We start from the raw sequence: 15,713 nt of genomic DNA on the forward strand, positions 1-15,713 counted from the left end.
AGGCATCGCCCAACCCCGCAAACCCGTCGTCAATTAGACCGTTACAGTCATTGTCCACGCCATCGCAGATTTCCACGGACGGATTACAAGCGCAGGTCAGGCCGTTGTCAGCCACGCCGTTACAGTCGTCATCAATGCCGTTACAAACTTCAACGGAAGGAAGGTTAGCTGTGCCGCTACAAATAATGCCGTCTTGGGTGCCGTTGCATAACCAAATGCCAGTAACCTGACAAGCACCCTGGCTTAATGGGCAGGGGTCACCAATTTGGTCCCATAGCTCATCAACATTATTATCGCAATCGTTATCCACGCCGTCGCACAGTTCGGTCTGCGGATAACATTCGCAGGAGAGATTTTCATCAACCCGTCCGTCGCAGTTGTCGTCAATCCCGTTGCATTCTTCGGAATCGGGGTCGCCTTCTTCTGCTGAACAAATTGACTCATTGCGATTGTCTGGGTTACACATCATCTGCCCGACTCTTTGGCAAGCTCCCCGGCCAACCACGCAAGTATCGCCCACATCAAAGCTCTCGTCCTTTCGCCCGTCGCAGTCATTATCAATGCCGTCGCAGATTTCAGCTTGCGGAGGTCCAGCCGCGGCGCCGCAAACGGTACCGCCGGAATCGTCGCAAATAATAAATCCGTTTCTTTGACATTGGCCTTGACCAGCAACGCAAGGAGCATTCAGCCCCAAACCTTCATCAATCGTTCCGTCGCAGTTGTTGTCCACCCCGTCACAGATTTCAGAAAAACCATTGCAGTTGCAATTTAGCCCTTCGTCCACCTGACTGTCGCAGTCATTGTCCACGCCGTCACAGATACTTCCTTCGTTTCCGGCTTGTCCGGCAATCGCCGAACATACTATACTGCCAATTTGCGTGCAAACCCACGAACCACGGCGCATACAAGCGCCAACGCCATCATTACAAGCGTCTCCGGGGCGATGTTCTAAACTATCCGGACCCAAAATACCGTCGTCAATAATGCCGTTATGGTCATTATCCACGCCGTCGCAGGTTTCGGAAAAACTCACGAGGCAGAAAAGATTCTCGTCAACAGAACCGTTGCAATTATTATCCACGCCATCGCAGATTAATCCTTCGTCCGCCGAGGGAGTTCCGGGAACGCCGGAACACTCAATCCCGCCTTGGCTATTGCAGACCCACAGGCCTTGGCGCATACAAGCGCCAATACCCGCCGTGCACTGTTCCTTGACCTGATGTCCTAAATCTTCGTCAATCGCTCCATCGCAGTCATTGTCCACGCCATCGCAGATTTCAGTAGCAGGGATACAGGTAGCGCGGCAATCAGGGTCTTGATAGTCAATAAGACCATCGCAATCCTCGTCAATGCCGGTAGCGCAGGTTTCAGCCGTAGGTCCGACTTCACCGATGCATTCTTCCGACCACTTGCCTTCTATGCAAAGGTTGTAGCCGTTTTTGCAGGCGATATCCAGACCTTCAAGATGATTACTGCAATCGCGAATTTCTCCGGGGACGCACTGACAATCTTTGTCTTCGTCATCTGTCTCGCTATCGCAGTCATTGTCCTCGCCGTCATCGCAAAGCTCAACTCCGCCGTTAGAGGCCACACATTCGTATTCGCAGCCGTCAACTGCGGCGCCGTTGGCATCGTAAAAACCCGGAAAACAATTGCCGAGCTGGCAAGCTCCGGCAACGCAAAGGGCCACGCCATTGGCAAACTCGCAGGTCTGAGGATTGGTTCCGCCAATCGGACCGCAACAAGTGAGGTCTGTAAGCGTGTCAAAATTCTCGTCGATTTCGCCGTCGCAATTATTGTCTTGGCCATCACAAGTTTCCTCTGTCGGTTTTACCGGTCCTTCGCAATCAGACCAGAGATTGTCGCGGCAAATCATTTTCCATTCGCCGCAAACTCCGACATTGTCTTCCTGACAAGGGTGAACTGTCCCGGAATTGCAACAACCGCGCGGAGACGGTTCAGTCGGAAATTCACATTTGCCTCTGGCGGAGTTACAGATTTCGCATTTATCGCAATCCCTGTCTTCCGCACATTCGGAAACGCAAATTTCATCCTTGCCGCAAACCGGCGTCGGTTCTTGGCAATCTTCGTCTTTGGCGCATTTTAAAACATCGTCGCCAGAATCATCATCGTCGGCAACATCCGCATCGGGGTCTCCGGCATCACTGTCAGGCCCTGAGTCCGTCGAAGGGTCGTCTCCGCAAGAAATAAATCCTACGGAAGAAACGAGACACACAACAATCCAAACCAGAAAAAATTTCTTTTCCATTTCTTATCTCCTTTTCTGTTAAAAGATGTTCAACTATTACACAAAAAATTGTTCTAAAATTAGCCCATATTTATATGTAAAAGAGCGAACTTTGCCCTCCTGAAAAATTTCAAAATCCCGCCTTACGCAGGATAGAACACCTTAACATAAAAAGTGGGCGGTGTCAAGAGAATTTTTAGCTGCCGGTCCGCCGCTCTAGCCGATGATGGTTTACCGACTACCGACGGCAGGCAGGCGCAAGATAATAATATGAAAATAATTTTTCAAATAAAAAAGAGGATGTCTTATTAAGACACCCTCTTGGTTGTTTTTTGTTTCCGGAACGTTGCCGGGTTAAGGGGCGAGAATAACGCGGTCTAGGCTCATTTGGAAGCAAATGTTTCCTCCGCCTTCGCCGTTGTCCACTAGGAATTCGGGATGGGGGTTATTTTCCGCAGAAATGGTGATGCTGTTTAAGGGGCCGGCCAAAATAATTTCTCTGGTCGGGTCCATAATCACTACAAAACCATTTGCATCTTTCTTGATTAGGTAAAACCCGGCTGAATTTATTGCATTCAAACAATACGTTTCCCCGGGTTGCGGGTCAATATTGAGAAGGGCGAAAGTGGTAACTTCGTCTTTCCCCATCACGTAATGTCCCGGTTCCCAACCCTCTGGATCAAGCGAGCAATAGAAAGTCCATTCATTACAACTTCCTATAATAGACGCCTCAAAACCCAGTGGGTTGCATTTCCCTGCTTCGCAGGAATAACCGCTTCCACAATCCGAATCATCCTGGCATTCCGGCGGAACTGCGCACTTATATTCAATGCACAGCATTCCGTCGTCGCAATCCCCGTCGCCTTTGCACTCCGGAATAACACAGGCATTGTTAATACACACCTGCTCTTCCGTGCAAGAACCGCAGGGCGATGGCACACATTCGCCTTCCTTGCAAACTTCTACGCCGTCTTCGCAGATGTGGCCGCAGAGACCGCAATTAAGCGGGTCTTGCGCCGTCCCTTCATCTATTTCGCCGTTACAGTTGTTGTCAATGTTATCACCACACACTTCTTCAGTACGGGTGACAACGGCATCACACGCAACTCCCAGATGATTGTCAGTGCAGGCATAATGGCCGTGCTCGTGGCACGTACCATCCTGGACAACGCAGGGTTCGCCGAGATTTATATAATCTTCGTCGGTCCTGCCGTCATTATCATTGTCTATGCCGTCGCAAAGCTCTTCGGCTTCGTCGTCGTCATCAGCCGCATCATCGTCATCATCAGCCGCATCATCGTCATCAACGACGAGGCAATCCTCGGTGTCTTTTTGGTCGGTAAGCCCGTCGCAGTCGTTGTCCTCGCCATCATCACAGATTTCCCCTTCAGGAAGTCCCGCGATGGCATTGCATTCTGTTCCAAGCCCGGTAGTATTACACACCATGACACCAATTGACTTGCAAATACCGATGCCGGATTGGCACCTGGCTCCTAAAAAATAAGGGCCAGCGAGAAAATCCTCGTCGTCCTTGCCGTCACCGTCGTTGTCTTCGTAATCGCAAACTTCATCGGTATAAACCGGGTCCTCTTGGCAACCCATATCGTCTTCGTCGGTTTTGCCGTCGCAATCATTGTCAATGCCATCTTCACAACTGTAGCCGTCTGCGAGAGCTTCTGTTTCCCTACCTTCGGCAGGGTCACAAATTTCTGCTTCGCCATCAACGCATTCAATGGTATGTTCGCAGAGCCCGCGCCCACAAGTTTGCTCGCCGAGTTCTTCGTCAATTTCACCGTCACAGTCATTGTCCTTGCCGTCGCAGATTTCTTTACCGGCTTTTCCTGGTTCGGCTCCGCAAACAATGTCGCCGCCGACTTCGCAAATTTCTTTGCCAGTGCGTTGGCATTCGCCAACACCCGCCGCGCAATCTTCGCCGTCAAAATCCTCGTCAACCTTGCCGTCGCAGTCACTGTCCTTACCATCGCAATAATCCACTTCCGAATAAGCATCGCCGAGTTTTTCTTTACATACTTCGGCTGCCGGCGTATAACAGACATGCTTCTCTACGTCGCAATTTCTGTTGCCGACGCAATCGGCATCGGAATTACAATATTCAGGGTCATCAACACACTTCTCATCTTCACAGAGTTCGCCTTCTTCGCAGTCCGAATCATTCTGGCATTCGGGCTGGACTGCGTCATCGTCATCGGCTGTGGCATCGTCATCGTCAGCAACTTCATCGTCATCATCGGCAACGTCGCCGCCGCTGCCGTCAATCACCTTAATCTCTTTGATGGAAGGGCTTGCATCGTCGTCATCGCCGAACAGGCCATAACAGCCGGTAAGCGACACACACACGCACGCGATAAGCACCACTACTACATTTGTCATTTTTGCATTCATTCCTTTTTCTCCTTCTTTCAGGGCTCCTTGCTTTTGAGGCGTGGAGCAGTTGTTTTTATTAAAATCATTCTTTTTTAAACTTTCAACTACCTCCCAAAAACTTTCCTCGCCATAATCCCTTCGAATCATCGCAAGAAATCGCACTGCTTGCGCTACTTCAGCATACTTTGGAACATTCCAATTCAAAAGTATCTTTTTGGCGGCTTTAATTGATTGACTTGGGCTTTGCTCTTTGGCTATGTCAACCAACCATTCCCTTAATTTGTATTCAACAAATTTTAAGGGTTCACAGTGGTCTATGAGCCAAACCAATGGTCTTTTATCCTTCTCATCCACGGTTTTTCTCCTTTCTTATCTAAAATTTGTTTAATTTTCAAAAAGCTTTTTGAGCTTAAACGCTCAAGTGGTTTGACTTGGAATATAAAGCCAGGAGGGAGGCCTTAATTCCTAGCCAAACCGCTTGAAAATTCAAGCTTTTTTATTGTTTATTTAACAATATAATATAACATATTTTAAGGATTTTGTCAAGACCCTGAGTGCTTTTTAGTATTGAAGGGTCAAGGGGGTCAGGATAATAATGGCTTAAATTAGCCATTATTACTATAACACAGAGACGCAAAATTTTGCGTCCCTACGAAAAATTCCAGCCTTACTCTATTTTTATCCCCCCTTATCAGGGGGAGCTAAAACTTTTCATACTTTACCTTTTTTACAACAACAAAAAAACGGCAAAAGTTTATTAGCTTTTGCCGTTATAAAACGTCTACTTCTTTTTAAATACCGGCACCGATGCACCGGAAAAATAAATTATTTCCACCGGAATGAGTTCGCCGGCGGCGATGGCCTTTTTGGTCTTAGCCGAAAGTTTATACGGCTTTTTAACCTTAGAAGTGAAGACCATTTCTTCCTCGCCGAATTTATATATTTTACTCGGGCGGAAATAAAGGAAACGGAGGAATTCCTCCATCGCGATTCCGGCGGGCAAACGATATTCGTAAAAATCTGGCAGAGAAATAATTTCCGGCGGGAGCACGGGCGGCGCCGCGACGGCTGGTGGCGGGGGTTCTTTTTTTGTTTCTTCTTCAACTAAAACCGGTGGCGGAGGAGGCGGCGGAGGAGGCGCGGCTTCTTCTTTAAACTCTTCGGCAAAAATCAATTCCAATCTTTTGCCATCAGCGCTCGTCACTTCTTTATATTTAACGTCCTTCTCCATTTCAAACTCCAACCAAACTTGTCGAGGAATATCGCCTTCCCGCAAATTTTTCTTCCCGACTGAAAACCTCTTGACAAAACTCATCGCCGGAAAAGAACTTCCGTCGATTTGGGTCGGGCAATCTCGGAAATCAACTCGCACCTTATTCTCATCTACGGAAACTCGGGAATCCATCTTTTGGTCGGAAGAGAATGTTAGTATGGTTTTTCCCTTCGGCGTCGTCTCAAAATCTATTTTGATGCCGTAAAAAATCCCGAAAAAAATCACTTCCAAATTTTTCCCGGTCTGGACAATCTCGTGTCGCGTTCCGGGGAAAAGCGTAAATTCCAACCGACTGCCGATAACTTCTTTTCCGCGAGTAATTTTTTTACTCTCCAGTTTTTCAATATGGCCCAAAGGAAACTCCTGTGCCAGCTCTTCTGGTTTAATAGTCGTGGGTGAATCAAGGTCTAAAACGAGCTTGTTCTCTTCTTTTTCAGCTTCTTTGACCTCATACTTCAGCGGCTTTTTGGAGGTGATTTTGAAAAAAGTTTTATTGCCTTCATCTCTAAAATACGGCTTAAACTCCGTGATTTCGTTGTCAACAGACGACACTCCCGCATCTTCAGTCTTTTCTTCTTTTTTGACATAAGCGTCAGCCGCTTTCTTCACCTGCTCTATATATTCCTTGTCATCTTCCTCCATTGATGTAGCCGATGGGCCTTCTTCTCCGGCGGCATTAAGAATAAAACCGCAACAAACCAAAAAAATCAAACAAATCCTTTTCATTTTTATTTCTCCTTATTTACTGTTAATTTTCAAAAAAACAACTTAATAAAATAGTTTACAACAAAATGCGGGAAAAGTCAAGGGGGGTAAACGACTACGGCTTATTGGCTACAGCTTTTTAGTGGTTTATTTTGTCATCCTGAATCCTCGATCCCGAGTACTCGGGACGGGAGAAGGATCTGAATCCGAGATTCTTCCCCCGAGTGCTCGGGGTCAGAATGACAATTTTTTTTACAAATAAAAAACGGTCGAGGATTATTTAATCCAAGACCGTTATAGTTTTGTTGGGCGCGTTGGCCCTATTAAGATGCGTGGCGAGCGCAGACATTAAATCCAGCTACGCCGTTGTCCTGTGTGTATGTTTCCACTTCTGTACCGTCGAGCAGATAGACTTTGAATGTTCCCCGATATTGTCCGGGTTCCCCAAACAACCATCCATTCTTGTTGTCGTCGTCTCTTCGGGCATTGAAACAGAAATCTTCAAAGGGGTGAAGTTCTACGGTCATTTTACTGGCATAAACCGTGTCAAGGGCGGGAAACCAAGATTGCGCGGTAGTGCTGAAAAATTCCAGCTTCTCGGCGCCGTCCATATTAATGTCAACGAAAACCGCTTCGCCTTCGGGTACCTCGTCAATGGGCTCCACGTCGTCATCGGCGGAAACTGCGGCATCGTCGTCGGCATCAGTTTTACCAGCGTCGGTTTCTTCCGGGTCAGGCAAGGCAATAAATATTTTACTATCGCCGGAGCCGTTATCGTCGTCGTCATCGCCGAAAAGCCCGTAGCATCCGTTCAGGGCAAAAAGTGCTACTATGGTAGCCAGCAACATCCAAAAAATTTTTTTCATTTCTATCTTCCTTTCCTTTCAATTGTTTTTGTCAAAAAAACTTGTTTCTCCCCGATGTTTTAAAGACGTCGGGGAGAAACGGAATCACTCCACATTATAGATTATTATACCGGTAAGTGTCAACAAAGCACCAACACCTCCCAGCCCCACTCCGACTTTCTCCGTTGTGGAAAACTCGTCGTATTGGGCTTTGCGGGACGCAGGGACGTTATCGGGGTCGGAGAAGTAAAACGCCGGCGAAGCATCGCCAGTTTGTACTCCCACCAAATAGGTTGCGAGTCCGCCGACCAATAATGCCGAGCCAACGGCCATAAACCCAATGCCCCATTTTTTATTTTCAGACATCGGGGTTTCCGGTGTGGCAGTCAGAAGAAGCGCGGATTCTTTGAATGGAGTTCCTGCCGGCTTGCCTTTTATAACTTCCATCCCGGCGAAGGGGTCTTCACATTCGCGTTTTTGTTTAAACACGTATGAGATTTCTTCACCGCCTTCCACCGTCTTTGCCTCCCCGCTTTCCAGCTTCACACCCCTTGCCACTTTTGTGGGCTGACGAGCGACTTTAGTTGCACCTATGCCGTTGGGGCAGAAACCGTCTTCGGTATACGCTACCTCAACTTCTTTGTCACCGCGCTTCTCTTTACAGATAAAGCGGGTGATGGTTTCGTCGCAAACGACACCGGGAGCTTTTGCCTCTTTTTTCTTCTCCGATTCGCACGGCGGATTTTCTTTGGCTTTGGATTCAGCTGCTGGAGCCGGGTCTTCGTTCTTTGTTCCTTCGGCGTTCGCGACTTTTTGCTGGAATTTCTGCTGAAACTCTTTAAGCGCTTCAAAGCATTCTTTAAAGTTATAGTAGTCGCTTTTACAAACCGGGGAATCTTTGGCGCAATTTTCATCTTTTTTCTCTACGTCATTAAAAAGGGAAATTTCACCATTCTCGCCGATGCACTGATACAAGTCGGCATCCTTCCCTTTTACTTCCCCGGCCATCTGCGCGAACGCAGGAATGGCGACCATAAGCGTGATGATAATCGCTACAAAATAAATTACCTTCTTCATTTTTTTATCTCCTTTTCTCTAAAAGTTTTCTGTTCCGCTAGCGAGCCCCTTTATAAAACCAAAATAGTTTTTCTTCGGGCGCGCAGTTTAACTGTTCGCGTAATTTGGCCACTTTTAATTCCTTGAACTCGGCATTGTAGGGCTGGCCATCAATAATATAGCCCTTTATCTGCCGTTCTTTTCCCTTAACGATATCGCTGTTCCGCTTTTTGACGCAGGCAACAGTGACGGACGAAGGTTTCAGTTTTGACCGTTTCTTTTCGAATAAAGCGATATCTTTTTCTAACAACTCTATTCTTTTCCCATACCCCTCATCTAACTCTTTCAATCTCCTCTCAAACTCCTCAACCTTCTTATTCACGGTTTCAGCCGTAGACGTTTGGATTTCTCCTTTAAGCTTTCTCCCGATTATCTCAAAACGATAATCTAAATCCTCTTTGGCTTTTTTTACAAGAGCTTTTGCCTCATCATCTGTTTCCGTTGTCTCCGCTTCACCCTCCACCTCGCCGGATTGTTCTTCTTCGTCGCCGTCGCCGCAACAATCCTTAAAAAGAAAAATTGCGACAACCACAAGCACTACTATAGTGCCTGCTATCAAAACTTTCTTTTTCGTCATCGTTAGATGAGTAAGCAGAAAATTTTTTATCAAAGCGCCTGCTATAAGAAATTTCTCTTTCATTTTTCTTTCCCTTTCTTTATCTGAATTGTTCTTTTTGACTTTTTTATTTTCAATGACCCTAATCTTATTATTAAGATCTAAAGCAGTTTGATTTAGACATATTAGGCCAGGAGGGAGGCCCAAACGCTAAACCAAACTACTTAAAACCTCAATAATTACGCTTCAATTTTAATACTAAATAATAACATATTCCTGCGGTTTTGTCAAGGGGTATATAGCGGCTTGGCCGTTTTCCTTTAAAATTAGCGAAAATCATGGAATTTTAAGCTTAAAACTTGAAACACGCAATAAAATAAAAAATGCCAGCCGTCCTCTACCATTTCGCCCTAGTCATTTTGATTTTAATCTTAAATCCCTACCCTGATTCCGAGTCCTCGGCATCAGGGACTCCCTTTGCAAAGGGGGGGGGAAAAAATTACTCAAACTATTTCTTAGGCGCAACAGCACTATTACGTTTTTAACTCTTGAAAGATATTCAAACTTACCCCCCCTTTGAAAAAGGGGGTGCCCTGAGCGAAGTCGAAGGGCGGGGGATTTAAGATTAGGGGAATTATTAAAAATTTTTCCTCCCGTAGAGACCCGTCCTTAGCGGGATCAGGATGACAAAAAAATAAAAGGCCTTCGACTGCTCGGAGGCCTTGCTGTTAAAACCGTGAATTGTGAGTTACGAGTTTCAAACCCTACCCTATCTTCTCGTACCAATGTTTTCTTGACTTGATAAGTAAAACATAAGCTCCGCCGAGAACAAACCCCAAAATAAATCCGGAAATGACATTGGCGATAAAATTCGGTTTAACCGGATAACGGGATTCCAAAGGAGAGTCCACGAGCTTGATGGTAGAAAATCCTCCGGCATAATCCTTGCCTTCGGTCGTCAAAACGTAAGCGATGGCATTGGCAACTTGCGTCGCCTGCGTCTTGTCCTCATGATAAACCACGACTTCCATAATCCCCGTGCCGCTCATCACGCGGGCGTAAAGCATTTTTTGCCATTGCTTGCGTTTCTTAATCTCGTCTTGTTTAAAATATTGCTTATCAATGCTAAATTTGGTGTTTAAAACTTTGTCATAAAAAGTGCTGGTGTAAAGAAGCTGGGACAGATTGTCGCCCACGCGCTCCGCAGATTTCAAAGCCGTGTAAGCGTCAAGGTTCGGCTGATTCTGAACCACGAGCAATCTGATGGTGGAGCTATACTTCCAGGGAATCGCCAAACTAAGGAGTAAGCTCAATACCACCGCCGCTAAAACAAAAGTGATAATCGTGCCCTTTTCTTCTTTTAAAACTTTAAAATAATTTACCATAAGAATTATATTATTAAATATCTTAACGCTATTATAAGACAATTTTGGCTGATTGTAAACCTCCGAAAATCATTCCGTCAAACTCCCAAGTTCCACCTCAATAACCACTTCCTTGTTGCCTTCCCGCAAAATTGTAAGTTTGATTTTTTCTCCGGGAGCGTATTCCTGAATAAGAGAGGTAAAGTTATTAAGTCCGTTTATCGGCGTATCTTCAACTTTCATGATTAAATCTTTCGGCTGAAGACCGGCTTTGTCCGCCGGACTGCCGAAAGTCACGGCGTCCCTTAAAGAGGGGAAATTATAGAGGAAAGCACCGCCGAGGGAATTTAATTTTATGCCCCGAATATCAAAAAACTCGTCTTTTTTGGAAACACCGCGGGCGGCGGCGATATCAATAAATTTTACCCCTAAATATGGCCGGTTCAACTTTTCGCCCTTAAGAAAACCGTCTATTGATTTGGAAAAATTTCCCAAAGGGATTATTAACTGTCGATTTTCTCCTTCGCCGGCGGCGATTATGCCGATAATCTCGCCGGTGGCGTTAAAAACCGGCGCGCCGATAAAATCAGCAGCCAAAGGATTCTGCAATAAAAACGAATTATACATCTTTTCCGAACTTCTGACTAAATCATCACCGCCAATTTCCCGAAAAAAATTTACATCTTCTAAATAATCTATGGTCAACTGACCATTACGGGCAACAAAAATCGTTTCTCCAGCCAACATCCGGGAACTATCCCCGAACTTATTTACTGACAAATTAGAGGCCTCTATTTTTAAATAAACCGTGCCGCTGACGGAATCAGCCGCCAGCAATCGGGGAAAATATATCTGGGAGTCTACCAAGACTGCCAATTCTTCCGCCGGATGTCCGCCTACCCCGCCCGCCGAGGTGACAATCCAGCCATCGGCGGTAAGCACCGCTCCGCGGCCCAAGAGTTCCTCCGCAGTGTAAAGCTGGTCTATAAAATTGGTCGGGGAAATATTTTTTTTACTCTTGTAAATATCCGCTACTCGCGGCACGATATCGGGATAAACCTGAATCGTAAATTTTGCTTCCCGCGAGCGCGAAGATTTTTCCGAAACCGGGATGGTGGCTTCTAAAAGCTTCCCGCTTTCCAAACCGCTTAAATAAGAATTAAAAATAAACCACGCCGCGCCGCCGCCGATAAGAAAACTGCCGACAAAAAAAATGATGAGTAGCTGGACAGTGGTAATATCGGAAAAAAATTTCTTTATGGATTTCATAATTCTTTTAACTTTATAACCATTTGGCCGTGGCCAAACAAATAATTAAAGCCGCGCCGCCGATAAAAAAATAATAAGTCAACCGCCGGCTATCCAATCTTTTGGCGATGGAATCTTTGGAAACTCCCGACAAAATAAAATAGCCCACCGTTAAAATCAGGCCGTTGACATAAAAAGTGGTGGGAAGAAAACTGACTGCTAAAAAAATTTCCGCCAAAATAAGATTGATGATAATGAGATAAAGCCAACCGCCGCCAATAGCGATTTTATTTATCCAAAAATTCTGATAACAGATAGCCGCGCCGATGATGATAACCGGCAAAAGAAAAATTCCAGCCGGCAATCCTAAAAATATGATTAAACCAAAAAATGAGGAATACCACAACCAAGCGGCAAATAAATCAAAATAACCGGAAACGTTTTCCAGCGAATAAGCGCGATAAGACAAAGTGCGGTGTAAAAAAAGGAATAAACTGTGCAGAAAAACAAAAATAAAAATTAGAGTAACTATCAAAAGGGCATGTTTTAACCAAGCCTCTTCAAGAAAAATAATGAAGAACATCCAGCCGGAAAAAACTAAAAACGGAGCGATAAAAAAATTCCACAGTTCGGTATTTTTGAACCGCCGGCCGGTCAATTGCCAAAGGGATAAAAAAATAAAAAAAATGGATAAAACGGCGAGCGCTGGCAGACTGCTTGGGTAAAAAATTAAAAATTCTCCGGTAAAAAAGAGCAGCACGCAGGAAAAGAAAGGGATAAAACGATTAATAATCAACATAAAATTATTTCTTGAACACTTCTATATTAAGTTTGGTATTTATAATCATCTTCCCGTCTTTAAGGTTTATAGCGGTAATTTCTCCAAAAGAAGAATTTTTTTCACTTAACTCATTAAGCCGCCCCTCTAAAAAATTTTTAACTAGGTAATTACCTAGCAAGGCTGGCAACTCCAAATCCCCTAGTTTTACGTCCAGTAAATGTAATTCAATTTTCTTCTCCCTAACTTCAGGGATAACGCGCACGGTGAGAAAAGTCTCTCTCTCACCCTTTATAACTGCCTTGGTAAAAAGCTCCAGCGCCTCCTCGCTGACCGCTATTTGGCTCCCGCTGAATTTTACCCCGAAATTATTATTATTTAACCCGTTCTCGGCGGCCCGAAGAAGTTCGGTCAGTTCCCCCTCGGTAATCGTTAAATTAACTGGTATTTTAACTGACTGGCCGGCGATATTCCCACGGGGCAGAGATTCCTTGACTCCGTCGGACAAAATTTTTTCCGGGGAAAATTTTTCTCCGGCTGGCGAAACCCAATGTAGCGGCTCCGGAGTTTTATAGAACCAATCGCTGAAAAATGGGATGCCCCACAGCCCCGTCTTCGCCGCCGCCCAAAGACCAAAAATAAAAACCGCCAGAAGAATAATTAAACAAGTAAAAAAACAACTGCCGCAACCCAAAAATTTCCCTCTTTTTATTTTGACGGGACGAATTTCTTTCTCTATTTCCCGAGCCATCGCTTTGGTCTGCTCCGAAAAAATTTGGGAATCCTCAATTCTCATGAATATTTATTTAGCGGGCTTTAACCAGGGATTCACATTTAAAATTTCCTTGAATTTATTCAGCCCTAAATTATATTGCTTTTCACTGCCCAGCTCCATCCCTTTTTCCATTAGATTTAAACTTAACACCATGTCTAGATGGACATCGGCAAAATCCGTCGGAACCTTCAAAGCGATTAAACCGTTTTTTGTTTCCTTAATCGCCGGCAAAAGATTATCTTTCCCGCTCCCCTCCGCCATAAATACCCCAATTATATTAGCGGCATATTTTTGATAATTTTCCACTAAATTAATTTGGGCTAGGTCGGCGGAATTTTGAACAAGCGAACGACCGGTCCCCAATGAAAACTGTGGAGGTAAACGGTAAACCAATAAAATCGCCGCCAATACAACAAGCAGGGGGCTAATCGTAAAAAATAAAATGATTTTATTTTTTATCATAAAAAAATATGGACTATTTATTTTCTTCCGAGGGGACATTGGTCGAGGGTATTTCGTTAGAAACGAAATCGCTCAAAAAAATCCCCACCGCCGTCGCCACCGGTATAGCGAGCAAAGCCCCGATCACTCCGGCTAACTTGGCGCCGATAAGTATGGCCACAATACTGACGATAGGATTTAATCCCACCGCTTTCTGCATCACCCGAGGAACAATAATGTGATTTTCCAGTTGTTGAATCACAAAAAATAAAATCACGACCAAAAAAGCTTTGAAGGGCGACTGGGTAAAGGCCAAAAATACCGCCGGGATGGCAGCCATAATCGGTCCGACATAAGGGACAAATTCAAAAAGTCCGGAGATTAAAGCTAGAACCAGGGCGTAATTGACTCCTAAAATACTTAAACCAATGAAGCAAAACAGAAATATAATCAAGCTTAAAATTAACTGCCCCTTCGCCCAAAGACCGATCTTCTGTTGGATGCGGGTGAAAAGCCGCACTAAATACGGCTGATAAGAAGGCGGCGCAAGCGAACGAAATAATCTTTTAATAGCGTCCTCTTCCACCACCATATAAAAAGCAATAACTGCCGTGAGAACCAAAGAAACAACCCCGCCGAAAATGTCTCCGAGAGTAGTCAGAGCTCCGCCGGCGGTTTTACTTAAACCACCCTCAATTGTCTGCAGCCACTTTTGGATATTCCCCAAAATTGCGTCTTCACCGGCGTATTGTTTAACATCGGAAAAGATATAGACCACCTTGCCCCAAACCTTATCCCAGAGATACCCAAAATTATCAGACAGCTGATTAATTTGTTCCACTACTGGCGGAACAATTAAAGCGATTACTAAACTAAAAATGCCAAAAAGTAAAAGGTAAATCACAAAAGTAGTGACCCCGCGGGGGATTTTTTTACGTGCTCCCCAATCGGCCACCGGGTCAATGACTGAAGCTAAAATTATGGCCACGAATAAAATGGCCAAAATATCTTTAATTAAATAAAGAAAACCCAGAAGCAGAAAAATGATGATAACCTTTAAAATGGCGGCGGTGGAAATGTTAATAGTAATCTGTTTTTTTTCTTGTGGCATATTATAATCCTTAGTTAATATGTTTTTATTATACTAAAAACGGCCGTTTCTGTAAACTCTTTTAAACTTGGCGCGGCAGCAAAAGAAGAAAGCCGTTTAATACTTGAAAAAAAGCCCAAAAATGTTAAAATAACAATAAGTATGAAAATGCTGGCTCAAAACAAATTAGCCCTCTTTAATTATGAAATCCTCGAAAAATTTGAGGCGGGTTTAATGTTAACCGGGCAGGAGGTCAAATCAGCTAAGGCCAGCCAGATTAGTTTGCGCGGCAGTTATGTAAATATAAAAAATGGCGAAGCCTGGCTTATCAATGCCCATATTTCTCTTTATAAAATGGCCGGCACGCTTTCCGGCTACGATCCGCTCCGAGCAAGAAAACTATTGCTCCATAAAAAAGAGATTATGCGCCTGACCGGCAAACTGGCGGAAAAAGGATTGACACTTGTCCCCTTAAAGGTGTATACTAAACGCGATAAAATAAAAGTAGAAATCGGTCTCGCCAAAGGTAAAAAGCAGTCCGATAAAAGAGCGCAGATAAAAAAAAGAGAAGACGAGAGAGGCATGCGGAGAATAATGAGGGGGAAAATTTAAACGGGGATGATCGGCATCGATAGAAGTTCTTTTTAAAACGTGTCCCGCCACCTGCCGGGGCGGGATGCTCAAACTGCCAGTGAAATTTTTTCACCTGACGGTTCAAAATTTCAGGCCAGTTTGGCACAAGCCTCTGTCTTTACTAAAAACACGGGGATGATCGGCATCGATAGAAGTTCTTTTTAAAACGTGTCCCGCCACCTGCCGGGGCGGGATGCTCAAACTGCCAGTGAAATTTTTTCACCTGACGGTTCAAAATTTCAGGCCAGTTTGGCAC

General features: G+C 44.8%; 13 protein-coding genes. 1 reads left to right on the top strand and 12 read right to left on the bottom strand.

The genetic code is table 11. The annotated features are described in order from the left end of the window. The 12 genes from PHG22_03055 to PHG22_03110 all read right to left on the bottom strand — a co-directional run. A partial coding sequence (locus PHG22_03055; GenBank protein MDD5490750.1) for a MopE-related protein occupies nucleotides 1-2,269 on the bottom strand: 2,269 nt, incomplete at its 3' end. Between the two features lie 333 nt (nucleotides 2,270-2,602). After that, nucleotides 2,603-4,987 (bottom strand): MopE-related protein, encoded by a 2,385-nt coding sequence (locus PHG22_03060; protein MDD5490751.1) that lies wholly within the window; start codon nucleotides 4,985-4,987, stop codon nucleotides 2,603-2,605. 427 nt (nucleotides 4,988-5,414) lie between these two features. After that, nucleotides 5,415-6,632, bottom strand: coding sequence for a hypothetical protein (locus PHG22_03065; protein MDD5490752.1), 1,218 nt, complete (start codon nucleotides 6,630-6,632; stop codon nucleotides 5,415-5,417). A 302-nt stretch (nucleotides 6,633-6,934) separates the two neighbouring features. Next, nucleotides 6,935-7,477 carry a hypothetical protein gene (locus PHG22_03070; GenBank protein MDD5490753.1) on the bottom strand — a complete coding sequence of 181 codons (543 nt, stop codon included), beginning with the start codon at nucleotides 7,475-7,477 and terminating at the stop codon, nucleotides 6,935-6,937. An 84-nt stretch (nucleotides 7,478-7,561) separates the two neighbouring features. Further along, nucleotides 7,562-8,533 (bottom strand): hypothetical protein, encoded by a 972-nt coding sequence (locus PHG22_03075; protein ID MDD5490754.1) that lies wholly within the window; start codon nucleotides 8,531-8,533, stop codon nucleotides 7,562-7,564. Between the two features lie 37 nt (nucleotides 8,534-8,570). Continuing rightward, nucleotides 8,571-9,212, bottom strand: coding sequence for a hypothetical protein (locus PHG22_03080; protein MDD5490755.1), 642 nt, complete (start codon nucleotides 9,210-9,212; stop codon nucleotides 8,571-8,573). A gap of 680 nt (nucleotides 9,213-9,892) precedes the next feature. Next, entirely contained in the window at nucleotides 9,893-10,513 is a 621-nt protein-coding gene (locus tag PHG22_03085) for a Wzz/FepE/Etk N-terminal domain-containing protein (GenBank protein ID MDD5490756.1), read from the bottom strand. A 69-nt stretch (nucleotides 10,514-10,582) separates the two neighbouring features. Beyond that, the gene (locus tag PHG22_03090) at nucleotides 10,583-11,761 is read right to left on the bottom strand and encodes a PDZ domain-containing protein (GenBank protein MDD5490757.1); all 1,179 of its coding nucleotides are present in this window, start codon (nucleotides 11,759-11,761) and stop codon (nucleotides 10,583-10,585) included. Between the two features lie 13 nt (nucleotides 11,762-11,774). Then, nucleotides 11,775-12,539, bottom strand: a complete 765-nt coding sequence (locus tag PHG22_03095) for a hypothetical protein (GenBank protein MDD5490758.1) — start codon at nucleotides 12,537-12,539, stop codon at nucleotides 11,775-11,777. Nucleotides 12,540-12,543: 4 nt separating this feature from the next. Then, nucleotides 12,544-13,314: a hypothetical protein gene (locus PHG22_03100; GenBank protein ID MDD5490759.1), complete on the bottom strand. Its 771-nt coding sequence runs from the start codon at nucleotides 13,312-13,314 to the stop codon at nucleotides 12,544-12,546. Nucleotides 13,315-13,320: 6 nt separating this feature from the next. Continuing rightward, nucleotides 13,321-13,755 (bottom strand): hypothetical protein, encoded by a 435-nt coding sequence (locus PHG22_03105; protein MDD5490760.1) that lies wholly within the window; start codon nucleotides 13,753-13,755, stop codon nucleotides 13,321-13,323. Nucleotides 13,756-13,768: 13 nt separating this feature from the next. Continuing rightward, nucleotides 13,769-14,845: an AI-2E family transporter gene (locus PHG22_03110; protein MDD5490761.1), complete on the bottom strand. Its 1,077-nt coding sequence runs from the start codon at nucleotides 14,843-14,845 to the stop codon at nucleotides 13,769-13,771. A 141-nt stretch (nucleotides 14,846-14,986) separates the two neighbouring features. Between PHG22_03110 and smpB the strand changes: the two genes are divergently transcribed. Next, nucleotides 14,987-15,436 carry an SsrA-binding protein SmpB gene (smpB, locus tag PHG22_03115; GenBank protein MDD5490762.1) on the top strand — a complete coding sequence of 150 codons (450 nt, stop codon included), beginning with the start codon at nucleotides 14,987-14,989 and terminating at the stop codon, nucleotides 15,434-15,436. The last annotated feature ends 277 nt before the right edge of the window (nucleotides 15,437-15,713 follow it).

It is taken from the genome of Patescibacteria group bacterium, assembly GCA_028716045.1.
In the GTDB taxonomy this organism is placed as follows: Bacteria; Patescibacteriota; Patescibacteriia; order JAQUQO01; family JAQUQO01; genus JAQUQO01.

What these genes read in the sequence shown, in the direction of transcription:
- PHG22_03065 (MDD5490752.1), bottom strand. Translation starts at nt 6,632, where the DNA reads ATGAAAAGGATTTGTTTGATTTTTTTGGTTTGTTGCGGTTTTATTCTT.
- PHG22_03070 (MDD5490753.1), bottom strand. Translation starts at nt 7,477, where the DNA reads ATGAAAAAAATTTTTTGGATGTTGCTGGCTACCATAGTAGCACTTTTT.
- PHG22_03075 (MDD5490754.1), bottom strand. Translation starts at nt 8,533, where the DNA reads ATGAAGAAGGTAATTTATTTTGTAGCGATTATCATCACGCTTATGGTC.
- PHG22_03080 (MDD5490755.1), bottom strand. Translation starts at nt 9,212, where the DNA reads ATGAAAGAGAAATTTCTTATAGCAGGCGCTTTGATAAAAAATTTTCTG.
- PHG22_03085 (MDD5490756.1), bottom strand. Translation starts at nt 10,513, where the DNA reads ATGGTAAATTATTTTAAAGTTTTAAAAGAAGAAAAGGGCACGATTATC.
- PHG22_03090 (MDD5490757.1), bottom strand. Translation starts at nt 11,761, where the DNA reads ATGAAATCCATAAAGAAATTTTTTTCCGATATTACCACTGTCCAGCTA.
- PHG22_03095 (MDD5490758.1), bottom strand. Translation starts at nt 12,539, where the DNA reads ATGTTGATTATTAATCGTTTTATCCCTTTCTTTTCCTGCGTGCTGCTC.
- PHG22_03100 (MDD5490759.1), bottom strand. Translation starts at nt 13,314, where the DNA reads ATGAGAATTGAGGATTCCCAAATTTTTTCGGAGCAGACCAAAGCGATG.
- PHG22_03105 (MDD5490760.1), bottom strand. Translation starts at nt 13,755, where the DNA reads ATGATAAAAAATAAAATCATTTTATTTTTTACGATTAGCCCCCTGCTT.
- PHG22_03110 (MDD5490761.1), bottom strand. Translation starts at nt 14,845, where the DNA reads ATGCCACAAGAAAAAAAACAGATTACTATTAACATTTCCACCGCCGCC.
- smpB (MDD5490762.1), top strand. Translation starts at nt 14,987, where the DNA reads ATGAAAATGCTGGCTCAAAACAAATTAGCCCTCTTTAATTATGAAATC.